The sequence below is a fragment of the Chryseobacterium koreense CCUG 49689 genome (assembly GCF_001045435.1).
GTDB lineage: Bacteria > Bacteroidota > Bacteroidia > Flavobacteriales > Weeksellaceae > Kaistella > Kaistella koreensis.
Window position 1 is genome coordinate 18,365 of sequence record NZ_LFNG01000005.1, and the last position, 24,430, is coordinate 42,794.

The window sequence follows — 24,430 nt, forward strand, 5'->3', positions numbered from 1 at the left end:
TATAATCCGAATATATTAGCGATTTTGCTTATATTTTAATTTATAAGCGAATTAGCTTATAATTTTTTTCACGCCGTTCCTTACTTAAAATACTGCACTCCGTTTCTGAAAATATTATGGTAATTCGCAGTCGGGATGTTCTTCAATAAACCATCTGCAAACCTCTCCGGATGCCCCATTCTGCCATAAATTTTGCCGGATTTCGAAGTGATTCCCTCAATTCCGAAAAGGGAATTATTTGGATTGAACGGCATTCCGTGCGCTATATTTCCATCAAAATCCACGTATTGTGTTACGATTTGTCCGTTTTCATACAATTCCCTGATTACCGCTTCCGAAGCCATAAACCTTCCCTCTCCATGGGAAATCGGAATGGTGAAAACCTCACCTTTCATTCCTTTCAGCCAAGGAGAGTCGTCGTTCACCACTTTCACATCCACCATTTGGGAAATATGGCGGCCAATCGCGTTATGTGCTAAAGTCGGCGAATCTTCATCCAAATCCCGGATTTCACCGTAAGGCAAAAGTCCCGATTTCACCAGCGCCTGAAAACCGTTGCAGATGCCGAGAATCATCCCATCTCGTTCCAAAAATTGATGGACCGCATTTTTCATTTTCTTATTTTTCAGCACATTCACAATGAATTTTGCGGAACCATCCGGTTCGTCACCCGCAGAAAAACCGCCGGAGAAAACAAGAATTTGCGACCGGTCAATTTCCGAAATCCAGGCATCCAAACTTTCATTTAAGAGGTAATGGTTAAGATTGATCAAAGGCAGGCTCGAAACTTCCGCACCTTCCTTCCGGAAAGCGTTTTGGGTTTCATATTCGCAATTCGTTCCCGGAAAAACCGGGGCGAAAACCCTCGGCTTTGCAATGCCGTGCTTAATGATTTCAATGGTTCTTGGTTTTATGGAATTGGATTTCTCATCGACCTCTATCGCAATTCTCCCGCTTTCTTTGGTCGGAAAAAGATCCTCAAAAGTTCCGGTCCAAACTTGAAGTATATGCTCAATATCAAATACTAAGCTGTTAATCACTAATTTTTTATGATCTTTAACTTCACCAATCAGTTGAAGAAATTCGGCATCTAAGCTTTCCACCGTTTCAATGACCAGACTTCCAATATTCTTGCTTAAAAGCAGAGGTTCATCCAGTGAAATTTCAGCCCCCAACTGATTGCCGAAACTCATTTTTGCCAGCGCAACCGCAACTCCGCCTTGCTTGATGGTCTTCACCGAAACAATTTTCCCGGACTTAATCTTCTCGTGAATAAAATCAAAAATAAATTTCAATGCTCCGTAATTCGGCAAACCACTTTCCTGTGGAACATGGGTGAAAAGATAGAGCTTGTTTCCCGGTTTTTTGAACTCAGGAGAAACGATATTTTTCTTCTCACCATTCGCACACGCAAAAGAGATCAAAGTCGGCGGAACATTCAAATCCTGATAAGTCCCGCTCATGGAATCTTTCCCACCGATTGCGGCCAGTTCTAAATTCATCTGCGCATCATACGCTCCGAGAAGTGATGCGAGCGGTTTACCCCACTTTTCGGGATTGCTGCCCAACTTTTCAAAATATTCCTGAAAACTCAAGCGGATGTTTTTGTAATCCCCGCCCATCGCTACAATCTTCGCAACACTTTCCACCACGGCATTTGCAGCGCCAATCATCGAGTTCTGTGAAGAAATATCCGCATCAAAACCCCAACTCGCCAATGAAACCGTTTCGATATTCTCAGCATTCAAAACCGGCAAAGTCTGCACGCTGCCCTCCATTTCCGTCAGCTGGTATTTCCCGCCAAACGGCATTGCAACGGTGGTTGCTCCAACCGAGGCATCGAACATTTCAGCAAGCCCTTTTTGAGAGGCCACATTTTTTTCTGAAAGTGCTTTCAGGAAATGCTCTTCATTAAAACTTGTACTTTGATTTTCAATATTTTGCAAATGTGAAATTAGGACATCCTGTTTTTTAGCGCAACCATTGGTATCGAGGAAATCCCTGCTCAAATCCACAATTTTATTTCCCTGCCAAAACATTTGCATCCTCCCGGAATCGGTAACTTTGGCGACTTCCACCGCTTTGATGTTTTCCTTTTCACAGAATTGGATGAATTTTTCTTGGTCTTTTGCGTCAATCACCACCGCCATTCTTTCCTGAGATTCTGAAATGGCGAGTTCGGTTCCATTCAAACCTTCATATTTTAAAGGCAAAACATCGAGGTTTATTTCCAGTGAATCGGCAATTTCACCGATCGCCACAGAAACTCCTCCCGCTCCGAAATCGTTGGACTTTTTGATTAAAGTCGTCACTTCGGGATTTCTAAACAATCGCTGGATTTTTCTTTCCTCCACCGCATTTCCTTTCTGCACTTCGGTAGAAAGCGTGTGAATCGAGGTTTCATCCTGTTCCTTAGAACTTCCGGTTGCACCTCCCACTCCGTCTCTTCCGGTTGCTCCACCGAGCAAAATCACAAGGTCGCCGTTTTGTGGCTTTTCCCTTCTCACCCAATCTTTTTTCACCGCACCTACTACAAAACCGACCTCCATTCTCTTGGCTTTGTAACCGTCATGGTAAATTTCATTGACCAAAGTTGTCGCCAAACCAATCTGGTTTCCGTACGATGAATAGCCGTTTGCCGCCTGTTTCGTGATGGTCCGCTGTGGAAGTTTTCCCGGCAAAGTTTCAGAAATCGGTTCCAGAACATTTGCAGCACCGGAAAGCCGCATCGCCTGATAAACGAAAGCACGACCAGACAGGGGATCACGAATCGCGCCTCCCAAACAGGTTGAAGCTCCACCGAAAGGCTCGATTTCTGTCGGGTGATTGTGGGTTTCGTTTTTAAAGAGCAAATACCATGGTTCCTTTTTGCCGTCAAATTCAGCTTCAATCTCTATGGTGCACGCATTGATTTCATCAGAAACGACAAGGTTTTCCAGTTTTCCGGTTTTATGGAAATACCTGGCACAAACCGTTGCCAAATCCATCAGCGAAATCGGTTTCGCTTCCCTTCCCAGGAATTTTCTTTTCTCCAAATAATCATTGAAGATATTTTCTAAAACGTCTTTAAATCTCCCTTCAAACTGAACATGCGCTAATTCCGTTTCGAAAGTGGTATGTCGGCAATGGTCGCTCCAATACGTGTCCAGAACTTTTAGTTCGGTTTCGGTTGGATTTCTGTCCTCAGATTTGAAATAGTTTTGGATAAATTCCAAATCATCCAAACCAAAAGCGAAACCGTGATGCTGGTAGAATTCCTCCAGTTCGGTTTTTGTAAAATCTTTGAAACCGGCATGAACAATGACTTTATCCGGTGTTTCTTCTGCAGGAATTTCTAATTGCGACAAATCTTTTTCCCGGGACTCCACTTTATTAATCAAATGATTTTTAATTTTTTCTAAATCATTCTCAGTAATTCCGAAAAGTTCGATCAGTTTTCCGCTTCGCACTTTTGCGTTTTCATTTTCGGTCAGCAAAGCGATGCACTGTTCGGCGGAATCTGCCCTTTGATCGTATTGGCCGGGAAGAAATTCAGTGGCGAAATATAGGTTTTTCGCGGGATTTTCGGAATGAACGATATCTGTGACCGGATCCACAAATGTATTGAAAATGACTCGGCTCAGATCAAATTCATCCACCCCGAAAACATCGTAAACATTGTAGATTTTCACGTTTTGGATTTCGGGAACGATCTCCTTTAGTTCATTAAAAACCTTTGGACTTTCCACATCGAAAATTCCTTTTTTTTCTACGAAGATTCTTATTTTAGACATTGGTTTTATTGATTTCTTTCAAAGGGCTTCACCCTTTTTTATGTGGCTTTTGTGATTTTTTTATCTATTTAATCTGGTCAAAAATTTCACTTTTGACCATTTAAAAATGCAGACGAAACCGCCTGCATCTATTTACACTTTTAAATCTGCTTCCAAACCGATTAAGCCGGAATATTTGTTCAGAATCGGCCGGACCTCATTCTCGATAAACTCCTGGGTCTGGACCGGGGCAAAACCGATGAAGTTTTTCGGATCCAGAACTTCCATGATTTTGGACTTGTCCATTTTCAGGGTGTCGTCGTTCATGATACGATCGATCAAATCATTTTCCTTGCCTTCGATTTTCACCTTTTTGCTCGCCTCCATCGAATGCACCCGAATGGTTTCGTGGATTTCTTGTCGGTCTCCTCCCGCTTTCACCTCTTCCATGATGATATATTCCGTAGCCATAAAGGGAAGTTCCTCCATAATGTGTTTGTGGATGCGGTTTTCATAAACCACGATTCCATTCATGATATTGTTCCAGATCAAGAGAATCGCATCTACTGCCAAAAACGCTTGCGGAATCGTCAATCGTTTGTTCGCGGAATCGTCCAGGGTTCTTTCAAACCATTGTGTTGAAGCCACCATTGCAGAACTAGTGGAAAGCGATATCACGAATTTCGCCAGTGCGCCGATTCTTTCGGAACGCATCGGATTTCGTTTGTACGCCATCGCGGATGAACCGATCTGGTTTTTCTCGAAAGGTTCCTCGATTTCCTTTAAATTCTGCAACAATCGTAAATCATTGGTGAATTTGTGGGCGGATTGTGCAATATTCGACAATAGGGAAACCACTTTCGCATCGATTTTTCGGTCATAAGTTTGTCCGGACACCCCGAAAACTTTGTCGAAGCCGAAACGTTTGGAAAGTTCTTTATCCAAATGTTTGACTTTGGAATAATCACCATTGAAAAGTTCCAGAAAACTGGCGGCAGTTCCGGTGGTTCCTTTTACGCCACGGAATCTCAGGGTTTCAAGAAAAAATTCCAGTTCCTCAAAATCGAGAATCAGGGACTGAAGCCACAAAGTCGCACGTTTACCAACCGTGGTCAACTGCGCCGGTTGATAATGCGTAAAACCGAGTGTCGGCAAATCTTTATATTGAATGGCAAAATCCGAGAGATTTTTGATGACGTTTACCAACTGTTTTCTGATCAGCAAAAGTCCGTCCCGAATCTGGATCAAGTCGGTATTATCTCCCACAAATGCGGAAGTCGCGCCCAAATGAATGATCCCTTTCGCCAAAGGAGCGGAATCGCCATAGGTATGCACATGCGCCATCACGTCGTGCCGGAATTTTTTTTCGTATTCCGCCGCTTTCGCAAAGTCGATGTTTTCGGCCTGTTCTTTCAGTTGGGAAATTTGGTCGTCGGAAATCTCAAGACCCAGGTCTTTTTGGATTTCGGCGAGTGCGATCCATAGTTTCCGCCAGTTTTTGAACTTGTTTTGAGGCGAAAAATTATAGAGCATTTCCGCACTTGAATATCTTTCTTCAAGCGGGTTTTTGTAGGAATCCATGCTTTCTTTTTACTTTTTTAGAAGCCCAAAATTACGATTTTTTAACCTTAAATTAAAACTGAATTCACAAAATTAACAGATCCTTAATTTCAGTTCCTGCCTTTGAACTCCTTCATGGTGTCATAAATCCCGAAAATATTCCGCATCACCCAGTCAAAAGCCGGAAGCGGCAGAATTCCCTGCGAAAATCTGATGAACCAATACGGAAGCGGCATCGCCAACATTTTTCGATTGGATGCTATGGCCCTCATTATTTTTTCAGCTGTTTTTTCGGGATCGAGAATTGGCAGTAACCTGGATTTTACCCCGGCAAACATTCCGGTATCAATGTAGAAAGGCATAATGGTGGTGAAGGAAACGTTTTTGTGCAGCTGCTCCATTTCCAGCCGCAAACTGTCGCTCCAACCTATGACCGCCCATTTTGAAGATGCATAAACCGACATTTTAGGATTGGATATTAACCCCGCCGAAGAAGCGATGTTGCAGACTGCACCAGCATTTTCCTTCATCATTTCCGGGAGAAATTCCAGGGTGATGTGCATCGCTGCATTGGCGTTGACCTGCATGCTTTTTTCGATTTGCTCGTGCGTGTGTTCATGAAAAAACTTCCCTATCACAATTCCGGCATTATTGATCAGGATATCGACTTTTCCGATTTCCGTCCTGACTTTTTGAGCATTGATCCGGATTTCATCAACACTGGAAATATCTACTTTAAACAAAGAGATTTCTGCACCCATTTTTGAGAACTCGTCTTTGGTTTTTTGCGAACCGGATTCGTCAATATCCCAAATAATGAGACTTTTGCATCCTCTTTCCAGCGATTTCCTCGCCATGATTTTTCCGATTCCCGAAGCTCCGCCGGTCACTAAAACTGTTTTTCCTTTGAAATCCATAATGAAAAATTTGTAAATTATTTCAATTAACTTTGCGGTAGAGTCAATCGGAAATCCGGTTCACAAAACAGAGCGTTTCCGATAATCTAAACATTAAAAGTAATGAATTTTCAGGAGATTTGGTCAGCGCAGAAAGAATTTTTCAATTCTCAAAAAACCAAGAACATTAATTTCAGAAAACGGCAACTGAAGACTTTGAAAGAAGTTATTCTGAAAAACGAAAACCTTCTTTATGAAGCCATTTACAATGATTTCGGAAAATCACGATTCGATACTTTTACCACAGAAATTTCATTTGTTCTAAATGATATCGACTACTATTTAAAAAATCTGAATTCCTTGGCCAAACCAAAACGGGTTTCTACCAATCTCGCCAATTTGCCGGGCTCGAGCAAAATTTACGCTGAACCTCTGGGAAACACTTTGGTTATTGGCGCATGGAATTATCCCTATCAGCTTTCGCTTTCACCGATGGTTGCGGCAATGGCTGCGGGAAACACCTGCATTTTAAAACCTAGTGAAGTGGCACAAAATTCCATGAAGGCGATGGCGAAAATCATCAACGAGAATTTCCCGAAGGAATATTTATTCGTGGCAGAAGGCGGTGTGGAGGAAATCACCGAAATCCTAAAACTAAAATTCGATAAGATTTTCTTCACAGGAAGTCCGAAAATCGGAAAAATAGTTTACGAAGCTGCAGCAAAAAATCTCACTCCCGTCACCTTGGAACTGGGCGGAAAAAGTCCGGTGATTGTAACTTCGAGCGCCAATCTGAAAGTGGCCGCAAAAAGAATTGTGTGGGGAAAATTTCTAAATGCCGGACAAACCTGCGTGGCGCCGGATTATATTTTGGTGGATGAAAAAATCAAGGACTCACTCATTGATCTACTGAAATCTTATCTCAAAAAATTTAATTATCTTCCTGATTCCGAACATTATACAAAAATAATTAACCAACAAAATTTCAACAGACTGGTGCAAATGATCACTCCGGAAAAGGTGTTTTTTGGAGGAAACCATGATTCCGAAAAAAGATTTATTGAGCCCACAATTTTGCACGATGTGAATTGGAATGATGCCATAATGCAGGAAGAGATTTTTGGGCCGATTTTGCCGGTGCTTACTTTTCAGAATTTCAATGAAGCACTGCAAACCGTTGCAGATCATGAAAAACCTCTTTCTGCCTATTTATTCAGTGGAAATGCTGAGGAGAAAAAACATTTCACCGAGAAAATTTCGTTCGGAGGAGGTTGTATCAATGACGTGGTGATGCACCTGAGCAACAGTAACCTTCCATTTGGCGGAGTGGGAAATTCCGGTATAGGGAATTATCACGGAAAGGCAGGATTCCAAACATTTTCCCACCAGAAGTCAGTGCTATCCAGGGCAAATTGGGGTGAAACAGATTTTAAGTATCCGCCATATTCCGAAAAGAAATTGAGCTGGATCAAGAGCGTTCTTTAAAAATAAAAGAAGCCGCCTCGGTTTTGAGGCGGCTCCTTTGTGTGAAGACCATTTCTAAGTTTTATGTTTTCGGTACCCATTCGTTGAAAAAGGCCTTTACTTTTTCCAAACCATAACCCTTTCCTTCCTCCAAAACCGCGCTGTCCTGGGTGTGGATTTGCTTGCCGTTTTTATCTAAAACTATAAAAACCGGATAACCATATTTTTCGCCGGGATTTCCATATTTTGCAAAAGTCTTTGGATTTTTGTTTTCAGGCGAATAATTCAGGTGATAGTAGATATAGTTTTGATCCACGATCTCTTTTAATTCAGGCGTTGTTTGAACAAAATTATTAAATCTCAAACACCAAATACACCAGTTTCCTCCTGCCTGAAGGATGATATTTTTATTTTCTTTTTGTGCCTGAGTGACCAGTTGTGCAATTTTTTTCTCCGCGTCTTCCTTTGCATCATAAGGTTTGGGAAGTTTTGCTTTCTCTTCTGCTGCAGCTTTTTTCTTTGCTTCGGCAATTGCAGCGCTGTCAGCTTCTATGATTAAGGACTTATCGCTATCGGCTTTCAGCTCTTTTGCAGATTCCTGCTTTTGTGAACTTGCCAATCCACTGACCAGAAGGCAAGATAGCGCGAGTGATTTTATGTTATTTATTCTCATTAGGATTAAAAATTAATTAAAAACGTTGCAAAATAACAAAATCCAAGCCAATCATAAAGTTAATATTGCCTAAATTTGTGGACAGTTTATGAATATACTTTTCCGCATTGCATTAATTTTTTCGCGACTTCCATTAAAAATGCTGTATCTGTTTTCGGATCTGATTTTTTTTGTGCTTTATTACGTGGTGGGTTACCGGAAAAAGGTCGTTCTTCAAAACCTGAAGAATTCTTTTCCTGACAAACCAGCTCATGAAATAAGGATAATCCATAAAGATTTCTTCAAAAATTTTTCAGACTATCTGGTAGAAACATTCAAGTCCTTCACCATTTCATCTAATGAGTTGCGGGTTCGGATGCAACATATTAATCAGGATGTTTTTAGGGATGCAAAAAATGAGGGACAAAATGTGATATTACTTGCAGGCCATGTTTTCAACTGGGAATGGCTCACTGCCTTGGCCAAAATAATCCCTCAAGAAAATTCTTTTCCGGTCTATCGAAAAGTGCAGAGCAGTTTTTGGGAAGAAAAAATGAAAAGCATTAGAAACCGCTTCGGCAATCAGTCCCTGGAAGCGCGGGAAGTGATCCGCCATATCTTCCGGAATCCGAATGATGGAAACTCCGTCTATATGTTCGTTGCAGACCAGACTCCTCATTATTCTGAAGTGACTTATGGGCTGAACTTTCTCAACCAAAAAACTCCGGCCTTCGTGGGTTATGATAAACTTTCAACCCGAATGGAACTCGCCTTTATTTATTGCGACATGAAAAAAGTGGGACGGGGATATTATCAGGTGAACTATTATCGGATTTATCCTGAAAGTGAGCGTTTTCAAGAATACGAAGTAGTAAAACAATTTCATAAACTTCTGGAAAACACCATTGATAGAAGACCCGACAATTACCTGTGGTCGCACCGAAGATGGAAGTATCAGAGCGCGATCAAAATAATGGATGAGGATCATGAACAAAGACCCATTGGCAATGAATAAATTAAAATTGGCAATCGTAATCCTGAACTGGAACGGGAAGGATTGGCTGGAGAAATTCCTTCCGACCGTGATTCATTATTCACCAAACGCGGAGATTTATGTAATTGACAATGCTTCCACCGATGATTCTGTGCAATTTATTGATGCCCATTTTCCCACGGTCAAAGTAATCATCAATGAGCGGAATTTTGGTTTTGCAGGAGGTTATAATGAAGGTTTGAAACAAATCGATGCTGAAATCTACTGCCTGTTGAATTCCGATGTGGAAGTCACGGAAAACTGGACGGAACCCGTGCTGAATTTGTTTAATGACCATCCGGATATCGCGGCGGTTCAACCAAAAATACTGGATTTTAACCGAAGAAATTATTTTGAATTTGCAGGAGCTGCAGGAGGCTTGATGGACAATTTAGGATACCCATATTGCAGAGGACGTATTTTTGAAAACCTGGAAGAAGACCAAGGACAATATGATGACGAAACCGAAATATTCTGGGCTTCAGGAGCGTGTCTCTTTATCCGCTCAAAAGAATTTTGGGAGCAAAACGGTTTTGACGAAAGGTTTTTCGCCCATCAGGAGGAGATCGATTTGTGCTGGCGTTTGAAAAATGACGGAAAGAAAATTTTTTATACCGGAAAATCCCGGGTTTATCACGTGGGAGGTGGAACTTTAACCAAACAAAATCCACAGAAAACGTATTTGAATTTTCGGAATAACCTTTCGATGATGCTGAAAAACCTACCTTTTCCGGATTTAATTGGGCTGCTTTTCACAAGACTTTCCCTGGACGGTATTGCCGGAATTTATTTCGGCTTAAAAAATGGTTTCCCTCATTTATGGGCGGTTGTTCGTGCACATTTTGGATTTTATGCCCAAGTTCCTGAAACCTTAAAACGCCGCGGAAAAAATCAGAGAGCCGATTACCATCAATCGAAGTGGCTTATTTTCAAGCATTTCCTTCACTAATTTCCTGAAAAATATTATTTACCCATTCAGGTTCAATAAAAATCTCTATTTTTATATTGAAAATGAAAATAGATATCTACACCATTATTGGAATTGTTCTTGGCTTCACCCTTTTTATCGGGTTGGTAATCTATTTTTTTCAGCATAAGTTTTTTTTCCATGCCGAAATGCTTCCGCCGGATTTCAAGTTCGCTTATGACAATTTGAAAGCGGAGGAAGTCATTGTGGAACCAGAACCCGGCGCAAAAATCAACTATCTGCACTTTATCGTGGATCAGCCGAAAGGCGTGGTCATTTATTTAAAGGGAAACACGAAAAGCATCAAAGGTTGGGGCAAATTTGCGATTGATTTTACCAGACTTGGATATGATGTAATCATGATGGATTACCGCGGATTCGGAAAAAGTACCGGCAAACGAACTGTGGAAGCGATGAAACGTGATTGTCAGTTTATCTATGATCTGGTGAAAAAACAATTTTCAGAGGAAAGCATTGTGGTTTATGGACGTTCCCTCGGTTCAGGGTTTGCCGCAAGACTTGCAGCAAAAAACAATCCGAGACTTTTGATCCTCACTTCACCGCTTTATTCTCTGCTCCGAACAATTCATCGCTATCTTCCGTTTATGCCGGCAAAACCTTTCTTACGATATAATATTCCAACATTTCATTACCTCAAAAATGTCCGATGCCCCATCAAAATAATTCATGGAAGCGATGACGGGCTGGTTCCACTTTCCACGGCGGTGGATTTGTCGGAAATCAATCCAGACTTGACCAGACTCTATGTAATTTTAAAGGCCGGACATATCAATATTCACCAGTTTGAAGAATATCACCGGGTGATGGAGGAGATTTTTAACGAACGGAATGTTCCTATCGACCCCGAAAAAACCAGCATCGGTTATTCCCACAGAAATTAAATAGGGCAAGCTGTCCCATAAAATTGACCTTTCGCCGGAATCGTTGCATAGCATTTCATATTTCCAATGGGATCATGGAATAACCTGTCGATTTTTATTAAATCATTTTACTTATTAAAGATCAAATTAATATTATTCTGCCCCCATTTTAAGTAAGTCAATATTAAATATTCATAATATTTTAAAATGTATTATATTTTATTGTAACTTTAGCGGTGAATTTTATAAAAAAAATACTTTTTATAAAAATCAAGGGAAGATACCGAAAATCCCAAAAAGAGTAGGTAAAACCAAATTTATAGTATTATGAGAAATTTTTTACTTTCGTTGAAGTCTCGGCTTCTTCCGGTCTGCATTTCATTGTTTGCAGGCTTAGCTTTAAACGCACAGACGTTGTTGCATGACAATGGTTCTGTATTCAATGTAGCTGGACCGCCGCAACTGAGTGTTTTGCAGACCAGTCTCGGACTGGATACTTATGGAGCTGGTGCAGCACAATCCAGCGGATTTACTGTAGCTGATGACTTCGTGTTGACTGCTGCTTCAGATATTGGTCATTTCGAGTTTTACACTTATCAGACCGGCGCCACTGCAGTTACGATTAATGGAGTTTATCTCAGAATCTACAATGGAAGTCCGGCAAGTGGTGGAACAATAGTTTGGGGAGACTTGACAACCAACCGACTATCATCCGCCACACTAACAGGTGGATACAGAGTGTTGGACACTAACCTAGGCGATACAACCAGGCAGCTTCAATTGGTTAAAGCAAATACTCCGGGGCTAAATTTGGCAGCAGGAACATACTGGGTTGAAGTTCAGTTCGCCGGAACCTTGGCAAGCGGTCCTTGGGCGCCACCAATTACAATTACCGGACAAACAACAACCGGTAATGCATTGCAGTTTGATCCAACCACAAGTACTTTTAATCCTTTACTTGACGCAACTTTCGCGCAAGGGTTGCCATTTAGGGTTTATGGACCTCTGAATGCCTGTGCGGGAATGCCAAATGGTGGTACTGCAGTAGTCACTCCTTTGCAAGGTATGCCAGGTTCCAGCTACACCGTTTCTGCAACCGGATATTCAGAAAACCCTGGCCTTTCCTACCAGTGGCAGTCCAATACCAATAACGCAGGTTGGGTGAATGTAGGTTCCGCAACCAGTACATATGCCTCTTATAATGCTACAGCACCAGCAAATATGGGTGATACAGTGCAGTGGAGATTGCAAATAACCTGTACTGCAACCAGTGATGTTGCCTACTCTACAGTTGCAAATTTCACCGTTGCATTAGTATATTGCACACCAACTGCTACGACTAATGATGCTACCGGTTTGACCAATGTGACCTTCAATACCATCAATAATACTACAAGTTCTACAGCTGCTTATTCAAATTATTCCACAATGACCACTGTGGTGAATGCCGGATCTACTTATAACTTAAGCGTCCTGGTCAATACCGCCGGTAATTTCACAGTGAACACAAAAGCGTGGATTGATTGGAATGGAAATGATCCTACCTTCACCAATGCTACTGCCTATAATTTAGGTACAATCACCAACAGTGCAAATGGAGCTCCAAGTTTGAGCCCGGTTGCAATTACTGTTCCGGCAGGTCAAGCACCAGGTTCTTACAGAATGAGGATCCGTGCAGTTTTTGGTTCTAGCACCGTTCCGGTTCCATGTGGAAATCAAAACTGGAGTGAAGCTGAGGATTACACCATCGTAGTTGGAGGAATGGCAGTAAATGACAGCCAAACCCAAACCGTTCAAATCTATCCTAACCCAACATCTGATGTCTTGAACGTGAAAGGATTTGATCTGAAAAATGTTCAAGTGTTTGACCTCAGTGGTAAGAAAATTGATGTGAAAATTGATGGAAACGTCATCAACACCAGTAAACTTCAAACCGGAGGTTATGTGATTCAAATGACTGATGCAAACGGAAATGTGGTTTCCAGAAGATTTAGCAAAAAATAAATTCATTTGACTTTTTTACTCTAAACATGCGGCCTTGTGCCGCATGTTTTTTTATTCCATTTTTTCTCAATTCTTCCGTAAATTTGCCAAATGTCCGAACTCATGAAATATTTCCAGGAAAAGGTCGTTTTTTTGCCGAAAGTTTTGGCAGATGAACACCAGTTTGATTTCGGTGAAAATTTTGAAGAACATCTCCTCGAAACCCCTTTCGGCGGTAAAATCAACATCCTTCATTTTAAAATCAAAAAACCGAAAGGAGTAATCCTTTATTTTCACGGAAATGCAGATAACCTACACCGCTGGGGAAAAATAGCGATGAAATTCACCAAGTTTCACTATGACGTTTTGGTGATGGATTATCGAGGCTATGGAAAAAGTACGGGACCGAGAAACGAAAACTTTCTATATTCGGACGCCCAGTCATTTTATGATTTCGCGAAAGAAAATTATGACGAGGAAAACATCGTAGTTTATGGAAGAAGTCTGGGAGGTGCTTTTGCTACCAAGGTTGCAGGAGAAAACCAACCGAAAATGGTTATTTTGGAAGCCACTTTTTTTAACTTGCAAGATATTGTGAATCGCTGGTTACCGGTGAAAGTGACTGACAAAGTTTCCCCCAAAATGACCTATCATTTTCTATCCAATGAAAACATTTTAAAGGTAAAAGTTCCTCTCTATCAGTTTCATGGAACCAAGGACTTGATGGTACCGATGAAGTCCGGGAAAAAACTTTTCAGGGCTTTTGAAAATTCAAGCCCAAATGTCGAGAAAAAATTCATCGAAATAAAAGGCGGTACCCACGATGACCTGGTTAATTATGAAGAATTCCGAGAAGAATTAAAAAAAATCCTAAAATAAGTTTAATACGCATCCGAACCCTATAATCTACTTATGCTCCATTTCTGCGCCATTGATTTTGAAACAGCCACCCACGAAAGAAACTCCGCTTGCGAAATGGGGATTTGTTTGGTGGAAAACGGCGAAATTGTGGAAACCAAAACCTGGTTGATCAAACCGCCCAGTTTCCCCTATTTTCATCCGAGAAATATCGACGTGCACGGAATTACTCCGGAAGACGTTCAAAATGCGCCAACTTTTGAAGACATTTGGCATGAAGCCGAAAACATGATGTATGGCAATTTGATGATTGCACACAATGCTGCTTTTGATGCCGGAGTGTTGCGCAGTTGTCTTGAATATTATGGATTCTTCAAACCGAAAATCAATTATCTCTGTTCGATTTCATTGGCAAAAAAAGCTTGGAAAACCTTGCCAAGATATGGACTGAAAAGTTTGGCAGAACAACATCACATCTCATTCAACCATCACCGTGCAGGAGCAGATGCGGAAGTATGTGCGAAAATTTCGCTTCTGGCCTTCCAGAATTTGATGGTCACCAGAAATGAAGAAATCCAGGAAGTGATGAAGAAAAGCGTAAAGATCCTTTAGCAAAAAAAAAAACAGATCTCGAAGAATCTGTCTTTATAATTTAGTTGCTCAAAACTTCTGCCACCAAATTGAACTTCGGAATTTCTACCGCGATTTCTTCATTGTTAAGAAGGTTTTTACAGTAATACACGCCGTGCATACTTCCCACACCCGACCGAAGAATTACGTTTGAAAAATACCGGAAACTCTCACCAGGTTTGATTTCCGGAGTGAGACCAATCACGCCGTCACCAGAGACTTCGGTATATCCAAAACCAACATCGTAAATGAGCCATTTTCTCTTCATCAGTTGTATTGGCATTTCACCCTGATTTTCAATAGTCACATAATACCGAAAGACAAAACGGTTTTCTGAGGGAAAACTATTCTTAATGTCATATTCCGGATTTACGGAAACTTTAATGTCAAAAGTAGTTGTGGAGAACATGATTCCTTGTTTTATGTATTCTATACAAAAATCCCGCCTTTTTTGACGGGATTTTGAATATTTTTAGAATCTCTCAAAATTTTGTTAGAGTTCCAATGCTTTTCTTTCGTCGCCGCCCATCAAAATTTCAACAGGATTGTCAATTCCTTCTTTCACAGCAACCAAGAAACCTACGGATTCTCTGCCGTCAATAATCCTGTGATCATAAGACATGGCTATATACATCATCGGACGAATTACCACCTGTCCATCTACTGCGACCGGTCTTTGGATGATGTTGTGCATTCCCAAAATTGCAGATTGCGGCGGATTGATAATCGGTGTAGAAAGCATGGATCCGAAAACCCCACCATTGGTAATGGTGAAAGTTCCGCCAGTCATTTCATCCACGGTAATTTTTCCGTCTCTTACTCTTTCTGCCAATTCCTTAATGTTGGCTTCAACACCTCTGAAGGACATGGTTTCCGCATTTCTCAAAACAGGAACCATCAAGCCTTTCGGACCGGAAACCGCAATTGAAATATCGCAGAAGTCATAATTGATCTTGAAATCTCCATCAATGGAAGCGTTCACATCCGGATACATTTGAAGCGCTCTGGTAACTGCTTTGGTAAAGAAAGACATGAACCCTAATCCTACGCCGTGTTTTGCCGCGAATTCATCTTTATATTGTTTTCTGATTCTGAAGATTTCAGACATATCCACCTCGTTAAATGTGGTCAACATGGCAGTTTCGTTTTTCACGGAAACTAATCTGGCTGCCAATTTTCTTCTTAGAACTGAAAGTTTCGTCGTAGTAGAAGCTCTGGAACCGCTGATTGAAGAAACGGAACCCATCGCAGGAACAGCTGCTGTTTCCGCATCCTGTTTGGTTATTCTTCCATCTTTTCCGGAACCCGAAACCTGTTCAGGAGTAATTCCTTTTTCATCCAGAATTTTCTTGGCTGCAGGTGAAGGAGTTCCCGCGGCGTAAGAAGCAGGTTTTGCAGTTTCTTTTTTGGCTTCCTGCACCACTGCTGGTTTTTCCTCAACCTTCTGTTCTGCTTTCGGAGTTTCTGCGGCAGGAGCAGCAGCACCTTCCGGTTTGGAAGCAGCGGTATCAATCAGGCAGACCACCTGACCCACCTGAACCACGTCACCTTCTTCTGCCTTCAAAGTGATTACTCCACTTTCTTCGGCGGGCAATTCCAGTGTTGCTTTATCGGAGTCAACTTCGGCAATGGGTTGGTCTTTTTCCACATAATCGCCGTCTTTCACCAGCCATTGTGCGATTTCAACTTCTGTGATGGATTCTCCCGGTGACGGGACTTTCATTTCTAATATTGACATCGTGAATATTTTTGTTTATGATTTAAAAATTAAGTTGTCATTAAGCGGTGACCGGTCTTTTCACTGGCGCATCGTCCCGATCAAAAACCTTATTGATAATCGCGTTTTGATTCTTCTCAAACATTTTGTGACTTCCCGGAGCCGGAGTTCCACTTGGAACCGGAGCAATCACCTGCATGTCTGTATTTCTGAAATTTCTTAACATATAGCTCCAAGCTCCCATATTTTCCGGCTCTTCCTGAACCCAAATCAGAGATTTTCTGTTGGAATATTTTGCAAAGATTTCTTCAATTTTGTCTGTTGCAAGCGGGTAAAGCTGCTCAATTCTCACCAAAGCAATCGTGTCGCAATTGAGTTCTTCTTTCTTAGCCAATAATTCATAATAGATTTTACCTGAACAGAGCACCAATTTTTCCACTTTTTCCGGAATTGCGTTTGGATCGTCCAAAATTGGCTGGAATTGACCATTTGCGAAATCTTCCAATGGAGAAACTACTTTCGGGTGACGAAGCAATGATTTTGGGGTCATCACCACCAAAGGTTTCCTGAAATTCCATTTCATCTGTCTTCTCAAGAGATGGAAATAGTTGGCAGGAGTGGTCGCATTGGCAACGGTCATATTTTCGTTCGCACAAAGTGTCAAAAATCTCTCCAGTCGTGCCGAAGAATGTTCTGCACCCTGTCCTTCGGAACCATGTGGAAGCAGCATCACCAATCCATCCTGGATTTTCCATTTTTCTTCTGCAGCAACCAAATATTGGTCTACAATGATTTGTGCACCGTTTGTGAAGTCACCAAATTGCGCCTCCCAAATCGTCAAGGTGTTCGGTGAAGCCATCGCATATCCGTAATCAAAGCCGAGTACGCCGTATTCGGAAAGATGCGAGTTATAAATATCAAAACGGCTTTCGGAAATGTGTCTTAACGGGATGTACTCTTCTTCGGTATCCTCCGTTTTCACCACTGCATGACGGTGAGAGAAAGTTCCCCTTTCTACATCTTCACCGGAAATTCTCACGTTATTTCCTTCCGTAAGCAAAGTGGCATAAGCCAACCATTCACCTAGCGCCCAGTCCAAAGAATTGGAGTCAATAGCCTTTAATCTTGCGTCATAAAGTCGGGTGATTTTGCTGATGAATTTTTTATCTTTTGGTAAAGTTGACATTCTGATTGCCAAATCCTTCAATTCATTAAGGTCAAAGCCGGTGTTTACCGGTTTCAGCATATCGCCTTTGGCACACATCGGAAACTCTTTCCAGTCATCTGCCATAAAGACATCCATCGTGTTTTTCTCGATTTCTTTCGCGGCATCGAAATCTGCATCAAGCAAAACCTTAAACTTCGCTTCCATCTCCTTCATTTTTTCGTCCGAAACGATGCCTTCCTTAATCAAAACTTCTTTGTAGATTTCTCTTGGATTAGGATGCTTAGAAATCAGTTTATAGAGATTGGGCTGGGTAAATCTTGGCTCGTCACCTTCATTGTGACCATATTTTCTATATCCCAGCAAATCAATATAAACGTCTTTTCCGAACGTGGCACGGAAATCCGCAGCAAAACGTATTGCGTGCACCACGGCTTCCACATCATCCGCATTCACGTGCATCACAGGAGATTCCGTAACTTTCGCGATATCGGTGCAATAGATAGATGATCGGGCATCCAAATAATTAGTGGTAAAAGAAACCTGGTTATTCACCACGATATGTATGGTTCCACCGGTTTTATATCCGTCCAAAGTCATCATTTGTGCCACTTCGTACACAATTCCCTGTCCGGCGATCGCTCCGTCTCCATGGATGACGATGGGCAGCACTTTTTTATAGTCTTTATATTTATTGTCCACTTTTGCCCTGCAAATTCCTTCCACAAGCGCAGCTACCGTTTCCAAATGCGAAGGGTTCGGAGTTAGGTTGATGGAAACTTGCTCGCCATTTTCTGTGGTAATTTTTTTGGAAGCACCCAGGTGGTATTTCACATCACCGGAGAAAATATCCTCGGTAAATTCCTTTCCTTCAAATTCTGAAAAAATTTCTTTGTAGGACTTTCCGAAAATATTGGTCAAAACATTCAATCTGCCGCGGTGAGCCATTCCCAAAACCACCTCATCAACTCCCAATTGAGAAGATCTGGTGATCAGCTGGTCCAAAGCAGGAATCAAAGATTCGTTCCCTTCCAAAGAAAAGCGCTTTTGACCCACGAATTTGGTATGGAGGTAGTTTTCGAAAGCAACACCTTGATTCAGTTTCTCCAGGATCTCCACTTTTTCGGCAGCACTGAGTTTTGCTTTGTTTTCATTCACCTGCAACCACTTTCGGATATAGAGTTTTTCTTCTACATTGTTTATGTGCATGTATTCTGTACCGATGGAGGCACAATAAATATTTTCCAGGCGGGTAATGATTTCTGCCAAAGTAGCAGCTCCGCTCATTCCGATTTCAGTTGCGGAATTGAACTTTTTTTGCAAATCTTCTTTGCTGAGTCCAAAATTCTCGATGGCCAAAGTTGGCTCATAATGCCTTCTTTCGCGCACCGGATTGGTTTTGGTGAAAAGATGGCCACGCTGTCTGTAGCCTTCAATCAAGTTCAGGACATGGAATTCCTTTTGAATATCGTTCGAAATTTGTCCGCTTGCAGCTTGCTGGTTGGCAAACTGGGTTAGATTTTGTGGTGCGGAAACCGCTTGGCTTTCCGGCCTATCATCGCCATAATTTTCCAGAGCAAAATCAAATCCCTGGAAAAATGCTTTCCAGGAAGGTTCTAGAGAATCAGGGAATTTTTGGTATTGTTGGTATAGGTCCTCAATCAGCTGTGAATGAGCGGCATTCAGAAATGAAAATTTGTCCATTTTTTACAGGTTAACTGTTGAATTTTATTTAAACCACAAATTTAGGGAAAATAAGTGAAGTAATAAAGCCAACAGTCCTTTAAAAATAGTTAAAACATATTATTTAAAAACGGGTAGAGATAATTTGATCACGGCATTGTTTTCCTTGTCTGGTTGTTCCAAGAAAGTCTGCTGAAGATCTCCACTTCTTAAGGAATCTTTTTTTGCTTTCAGGAGCAGTTCTTGTATGGATTTAATCCTTCCCGCATAGCTTCCCTGATAGTATATCACGTAATTTCTGGATGCATTTAATGTTCTGAAGCTGAAATTATTATCTGAAATCCCCACTTTTTTGGAGAGCGGAATCCCATAGAAATACGAAACCTCTTTGTCCTTAAAATTATCTGCATCGGTAATCATCACCGGTTCGCCATATTCGTCACTTCTTTTGGCTAAATCCATAGTGACAAAATTCAGCACTTTGTTATGGTTCATCACAATACTTTTGAACAGTGCGTCCTTCGTATTTTTGGTAGTCACGTTGATACCGAAAAGGAGCTGACTCTGGACATTTTCCACCATCAAACTGTCAAATTTCAGATTCTTTCTTTGTACTTCCTTATCCACTTTATTACCCAGAATAGTGAAAAGGTTCTTCATGCTTTTGTCAATATTTTCTGCAATATAATCCTCGGTAACAAGGTTCAAAGAACGTTTGAGAAAGGGCTGTTTAGGCGTGTGGATGATCCAGGTGATTTTTGTTTTTTCATTTTCACCTTTAAATTTGATATCGATTAAATAAGGACTGCTATGTTTTCCCTCAAAAAGCTGGTATCTCAGCGTGCGAAGCGGGTTTTCATACCGAATATAGATTTCACCAAAAGTGCTGCTGTTTTTGAGATCCCGGTAGGACATGGAACTTCCCTTTCCTTCATAGGGGGAAAAAAATTGGTAGCTCATATTTTGATCTTCGCTAAAGAACATGTTCCAGCGAGCAAAGTTTTGCAGATTATTGAATTGTGGAAACACTTTCTCTACAGGATAATTAATTTCCTTTTCGATGGTGAAGTTCTTACTTTCATCCACAAAATTCATAGAAACCGCATAGAGCGCAGCCAAAAAAAGCAAAAAGATAATACCGAATTTTAGAAATCGCATGCGCAAAAATAGGGAATTGAATTGGAATTCCGGAATTGAAAATGATGGATCGAAACAGGAAACTCCAACACGTTCATCCTGCTCAATTTCCAAGGAAAAGTAAAGAGACAGCATCAGTTTGAAGCGGTCTCCCAATCAATTTAAGGAATATGTGTTCCGGGCGCAATTTCGGCATTTTTCTTCACAACCACGATTCCGTCTTTAATGGAATGGGTTTCAAAATCACCGTCTTGCAGGTGCTTTGCACCAATAATTCTCACATTATCGCCAATTCTACAGTTCTTGTCCAAAATTGCACGTTCTATATAGCAGTATTTCCCCACTCCCACGTTTGGCCTGCCTTCCTTATCATTTGCAATGATCTCAGCGGTGTCCTGATAATAATCCGAACCCATCATATAGGTGTTCATCAGGGTGCTTCCTTTGTCTATTCTGCTTCGATTTCCCACGATTGAATTCTCTATTTTGTCTGCCATCACAATGGTTCCGTCCCCAAAAATGGCTTTGCTCACGTAGGACCCGAGGATTTTAGATGGTGGGAGCATTCTCGCTCTGGTGTAAATCGGGGATTTGGTAAACAAGTTGAATTTGGGAAAATCTCCGGTCAAATCGAGGTTGGCGTCAAAGAAAGACTGAATGGTTCCAATATCTGTCCAGTAACCGTCATACTGAAAACTTAGGGTTTTGTATTTCCCAATTCCATTCGGGATTAATTCACCCCCAAAATCATCCCCTGGATCCTCGGAAAACATTTTCTTCAAAACATTTTTGCTGAAGACATAGATTCCCATGGATGCAAGGTATTCTTTGCCTTCATTCTTGCTTTTTTCGGAGACTTCAGATTTCCACTCGGGAAGCTGGTCAGAAGATGGTTTCTCGATAAAAGAAGTGATATTTCCCTCGTCATCTGACTTTAGGATTCCGAAACCTGTGGCATCATAAGCATTCACGGGAATTGTCGCGATAGTGATATCGCCTTCATTTTTGCAATGGAAATCAATCATTTCCCGGAAATCCATCTGGTAAAGCTGGTCACCGGAAAGTATCAGGATAAAATCATAATCATACTTGTCCAAATGTCTCATCGACTGCCTTACCGCATCTGCCGTTCCCTGATACCACTGATCGTTTTCCATGTTTTGTTCTGCCGCCAAAATATCTACAAATCCGCGGCTGAAAATATCAAAATGATAAGAGTTTTTGATATGTGAATTCAGTGACGCCGAGTTGAACTGGGTCAAAACCAAAATCCGGTTGAAACCTGAATTCAGACAGTTTGAAATGGGAATATCTACCAGCCGGTATTTTCCTGCAATGGGCACTGCCGGTTTTGAACGGGAATAAGTAAGCGGGAAAAGCCGTGTGCCTCTTCCGCCGCCTAAAACTATCGAGATAACGCTGGGTTTCATAGATTGATTTAATTAAGGTTTCTTACCAATTTGCCTTTAACAATATTAGTCATTTTTGAGACATTAACAAAATAAAAAGCCTTAATTTATGGCAGTTAATGAGAATTTAATTTTGATTTAAGATGAAGTTAACTCCTATTAATGGGACCTAAAACTTACAAATAAAATCCCGCTCCTGAAAACTTCAGGGCGGGACTTCCATTATTTATTTCACTTAATTCCGGAAATCAGAATTTCCAGCCTAGTGTAATAAAGTAGTTGTTCTTCTTATTTTTCACGGTGGACACCGCATAAGCAGGAGACTCCACGATGAAGTTCTGGGTATAATAACCGGTTTGGCTATCCGAAGATCCTGCCAAGAACGGACTGCTGTACTCCGAACTTACGTTTTGATACGCCGCATCGATGAAGAAGGATCTGAAATCGTAACCGATCCCCGCTCCAATCGTATTTCTTTTTCCCACAAACATATTTCCAAACGAAGCATTTCCGGATGATCCATCTGCTTTGTAGGAATTCACCGAAATATTATCAAACGGACTTGATGCAAACGCATATCCTCCTCTCACACGCAAACCTTCGAATCTGTATTCCGCTCCTACTCTAATCTCAGACAAATTTTTGTAATTGTCGGAAAGAATTTGGTTTGCTTCGGCATCAGCCGGCCCGTATTCTTTAAACCTCGGTTTGGTGAGTCCCAAGACATAATCCACGTTGATCGCGAAATTTTTATTTGGAACATAGGCCGCGCTTAAAGTTGCTTTTAGCGGACTTGAAAGTTTGCTATCTTCGGTATAAGTTGCGTTGTCTACATCACTGTATGCATTATAAAGTCTCACCATATTCCACCAAGTTGGCGTTTCCAGAGCCGCACCAAGTCTAAATTGGGGGTTAATTTTCCCGATGACGCCCACCGAAGCTGAGAATCCGTTTGATGTTTCAGAATATGGAGTGTATTGCTTGTCTCCAATTTCAGTTTTGCCATCTGCACTAGATAAGAAAGTAGCTCTGTCATATTGATCCAGAATAGCATTGTGGAAATTCAGGCCTAAACCTACATAAATGCGATTATCATAATTTCCACCAATACCGACAGACATTTTGGAAACCTCTCCATATCGGTCATAATAATGACCAGTAAAACTCAGATCAGTGTAAGGAGTTCCGTCACTGTTCAAATAATTGAAAACAATATTCGGGTTACCTGCTGATCGGGTTTTATCGTCAATTTTTTGAGTGGAGAAATTCACCGCCAAGTTCATAAATTTCCAGGGCGTATTTCCTTCGATTTTAAAGGCCGCTGTGCCTCCTATATTTCCGAGAATCGTTTTATTGATATCGCTTTCTAAAGATTTCCCGAAGGAAGTTGTGGAATTGTTATTATTTTGAATTGCTAAAGTTCCCGAAAATTCGCTCGTAATATTCACTCCGATACCTGCCGGGTTGGAATTCAAAACGGAAATATCTCCGCCTAAAGCTCCCATGGAACCTGCCATTGAATTGTATTTGGAAGTTCCGTTAACCGAAGAATTGGAATATACTTCCGCAGTGTTTCTGATGATTGAAACCTGTTGAGCATTGACAAAATAAGCTGAAGCAATGCCCAAAATCACTAAAGATTTTCTGATCATTTTATAATTTTAAATAATATTAATGTTTATCTCCTGAATCCGCCGCCTCCAGATGATCTGGTTCCGCTAGTGTTTGAAGAACCACTTCTGAAGCCACCGCTGGATCCTCCTGATCGGAATCCACTGTCTCCACCGCTTCTGAATCCGCCTCCGTCATTACTTCTGGTTGGTTGCTGATACCTTGGTGTAGGATTGTTATTTGGTACCGTATTCGGATAATTGTTTCGCATTCTTGGCGGCGGATTGTTGTTTGGATTCACAGGATTAATCCTCGGGTTATTATTGAACTGACCGCTGTTATTCCTGAAACCGCCATCAGTATTGGTATTTCTAAATCGTGGTGCATCAACGTTTCTGACGCCTTGATTAACGGAATTTCGATTCACGCCACCAATGGACATTCCTTCTGCTCCACGCCTTTTGTATGGAACTGCATAGCCATACCCGTAATTATAAGGAGCATAATAATAAGGGTCATAATAACCGTAATAAGGACTATATCCGTAATAATATGGGCTGTAATAACCATACCACGGATTGTAATTGCCGTACCACGGACTATAACCAAATCCCCAAGGATTGTAATATCCGCCATATCCCCAACCTAAGCCCATTCCAAATCCGAACCCACTAAAATAACCATAAGGATAATATCCCCAACTGTCTGTATAGTAGGTTTCCGTTCCCGTAAAATTGCCCCAATCGGAATTTCCGGAATCTTGCCATTTTTGGTTTCTATTGTCAGAGTTTAGGTAAACGTTTTGGTCGTCATTTGCCTGGTAATCATAATATTCTCCAACACGGTTTCCAGAATTCATTACTATTCCTTCCGGCAATGTATCTTTGTTTGGATCATAATAAACTCCATCGGTCTCACTGTATCCCCCGGTTTGAATGGTACAGGACGCAAGGACCAAAGCACCGGAAATTGCTAAAACCCTGTTAGATTTAAGCATTCCAAGTAATTTTTTATAGGTAAATTTTTTCATGA

General features: G+C 41.2%; 18 protein-coding genes. 7 read left to right on the forward strand and 11 right to left on the reverse strand.

The features are described from left to right. Positions 1-80 precede the first annotated feature (80 nt). The 3 genes from ACM44_RS04315 to ACM44_RS04325 form a co-directional block, all read right to left on the reverse strand. The gene (locus tag ACM44_RS04315; RefSeq protein WP_048498835.1) at positions 81-3,773 is read right to left on the reverse strand and encodes a phosphoribosylformylglycinamidine synthase; all 3,693 of its coding nucleotides are present in this window, start codon (positions 3,771-3,773) and stop codon (positions 81-83) included. 132 nt (positions 3,774-3,905) lie between these two features. Continuing rightward, positions 3,906-5,333 carry an adenylosuccinate lyase gene (gene purB, locus ACM44_RS04320; protein ID WP_048498836.1) on the reverse strand — a complete coding sequence of 476 codons (1,428 nt, stop codon included), beginning with the start codon at positions 5,331-5,333 and terminating at the stop codon, positions 3,906-3,908. 89 nt (positions 5,334-5,422) lie between these two features. After that, positions 5,423-6,229 carry an SDR family oxidoreductase gene (locus ACM44_RS04325; RefSeq protein WP_048498837.1) on the reverse strand — a complete coding sequence of 269 codons (807 nt, stop codon included), beginning with the start codon at positions 6,227-6,229 and terminating at the stop codon, positions 5,423-5,425. Between the two features lie 102 nt (positions 6,230-6,331). Here ACM44_RS04325 and ACM44_RS04330 point away from each other — a divergent pair, with 102 nt between their 5' ends. After that, positions 6,332-7,693, forward strand: a complete 1,362-nt coding sequence (locus ACM44_RS04330) for an aldehyde dehydrogenase (RefSeq protein ID WP_048498838.1) — start codon at positions 6,332-6,334, stop codon at positions 7,691-7,693. A 61-nt stretch (positions 7,694-7,754) separates the two neighbouring features. Here ACM44_RS04330 and ACM44_RS04335 read toward each other — a convergent pair whose 3' ends face one another. Continuing rightward, entirely contained in the window at positions 7,755-8,345 is a 591-nt protein-coding gene (locus tag ACM44_RS04335; protein WP_083993643.1) for a thioredoxin family protein, read from the reverse strand. Positions 8,346-8,433: 88 nt separating this feature from the next. Here ACM44_RS04335 and ACM44_RS04340 point away from each other — a divergent pair, with 88 nt between their 5' ends. The 6 genes from ACM44_RS04340 to ACM44_RS04365 all read left to right on the forward strand — a co-directional run bounded on the left by ACM44_RS04340 (position 8,434) and on the right by ACM44_RS04365 (position 14,658). Further along, complete coding sequence (locus tag ACM44_RS04340) at positions 8,434-9,339, forward strand: lysophospholipid acyltransferase family protein (RefSeq protein WP_048498839.1); 906 nt, start codon at positions 8,434-8,436, stop codon at positions 9,337-9,339. Further along, on the forward strand, positions 9,332-10,306 hold the full coding sequence (locus ACM44_RS04345; RefSeq protein WP_048498840.1) for a glycosyltransferase family 2 protein: 975 nt from the start codon (positions 9,332-9,334) through the stop codon (positions 10,304-10,306). Before ACM44_RS04340 ends, ACM44_RS04345 begins: the two co-directional genes overlap by 8 nt. 62 nt (positions 10,307-10,368) lie before the next feature. Then, on the forward strand, positions 10,369-11,226 hold the full coding sequence (locus tag ACM44_RS04350; RefSeq protein WP_048498841.1) for an alpha/beta hydrolase: 858 nt from the start codon (positions 10,369-10,371) through the stop codon (positions 11,224-11,226). A gap of 306 nt (positions 11,227-11,532) precedes the next feature. Beyond that, on the forward strand, positions 11,533-13,209 hold the full coding sequence (locus tag ACM44_RS04355) for a GEVED domain-containing protein (protein WP_083993644.1): 1,677 nt from the start codon (positions 11,533-11,535) through the stop codon (positions 13,207-13,209). A gap of 90 nt (positions 13,210-13,299) precedes the next feature. Then, positions 13,300-14,067 carry an alpha/beta hydrolase gene (locus ACM44_RS04360; RefSeq protein WP_048498843.1) on the forward strand — a complete coding sequence of 256 codons (768 nt, stop codon included), beginning with the start codon at positions 13,300-13,302 and terminating at the stop codon, positions 14,065-14,067. A gap of 33 nt (positions 14,068-14,100) precedes the next feature. Continuing rightward, on the forward strand, positions 14,101-14,658 hold the full coding sequence (locus tag ACM44_RS04365) for a 3'-5' exonuclease (protein ID WP_048498844.1): 558 nt from the start codon (positions 14,101-14,103) through the stop codon (positions 14,656-14,658). Between the two features lie 40 nt (positions 14,659-14,698). Here the strand turns inward: ACM44_RS04365 and apaG are convergent, their stop codons facing one another. The 7 genes from apaG to ACM44_RS04400 all read right to left on the reverse strand — a co-directional run bounded on the left by apaG (position 14,699) and on the right by ACM44_RS04400 (position 24,395). Beyond that, positions 14,699-15,085 (reverse strand): Co2+/Mg2+ efflux protein ApaG, encoded by a 387-nt coding sequence (gene apaG / locus ACM44_RS04370; RefSeq protein ID WP_183325428.1) that lies wholly within the window; start codon positions 15,083-15,085, stop codon positions 14,699-14,701. Positions 15,086-15,169: 84 nt separating this feature from the next. Next, the gene (gene odhB / locus ACM44_RS04375) at positions 15,170-16,414 is read right to left on the reverse strand and encodes a 2-oxoglutarate dehydrogenase complex dihydrolipoyllysine-residue succinyltransferase (RefSeq protein ID WP_048498846.1); all 1,245 of its coding nucleotides are present in this window, start codon (positions 16,412-16,414) and stop codon (positions 15,170-15,172) included. Positions 16,415-16,454: 40 nt separating this feature from the next. Beyond that, positions 16,455-19,262: a 2-oxoglutarate dehydrogenase E1 component gene (locus ACM44_RS04380; RefSeq protein ID WP_048498847.1), complete on the reverse strand. Its 2,808-nt coding sequence runs from the start codon at positions 19,260-19,262 to the stop codon at positions 16,455-16,457. 99 nt (positions 19,263-19,361) lie between these two features. Beyond that, positions 19,362-20,513, reverse strand: coding sequence for an SRPBCC family protein (locus ACM44_RS04385; protein ID WP_241477134.1), 1,152 nt, complete (start codon positions 20,511-20,513; stop codon positions 19,362-19,364). A 26-nt stretch (positions 20,514-20,539) separates the two neighbouring features. Next, the gene (locus ACM44_RS04390) at positions 20,540-21,808 is read right to left on the reverse strand and encodes a glucose-1-phosphate adenylyltransferase (protein ID WP_048498848.1); all 1,269 of its coding nucleotides are present in this window, start codon (positions 21,806-21,808) and stop codon (positions 20,540-20,542) included. Between the two features lie 227 nt (positions 21,809-22,035). After that, entirely contained in the window at positions 22,036-23,439 is a 1,404-nt protein-coding gene (locus ACM44_RS04395) for an OmpP1/FadL family transporter (protein WP_048498849.1), read from the reverse strand. 26 nt (positions 23,440-23,465) lie between these two features. Beyond that, a complete protein-coding gene (locus ACM44_RS04400; RefSeq protein WP_241477135.1) occupies positions 23,466-24,395 on the reverse strand; it encodes a prolyl-tRNA synthetase in 930 nt (309 codons plus the stop codon). Positions 24,396-24,430: the final 35 nt, after the last annotated feature.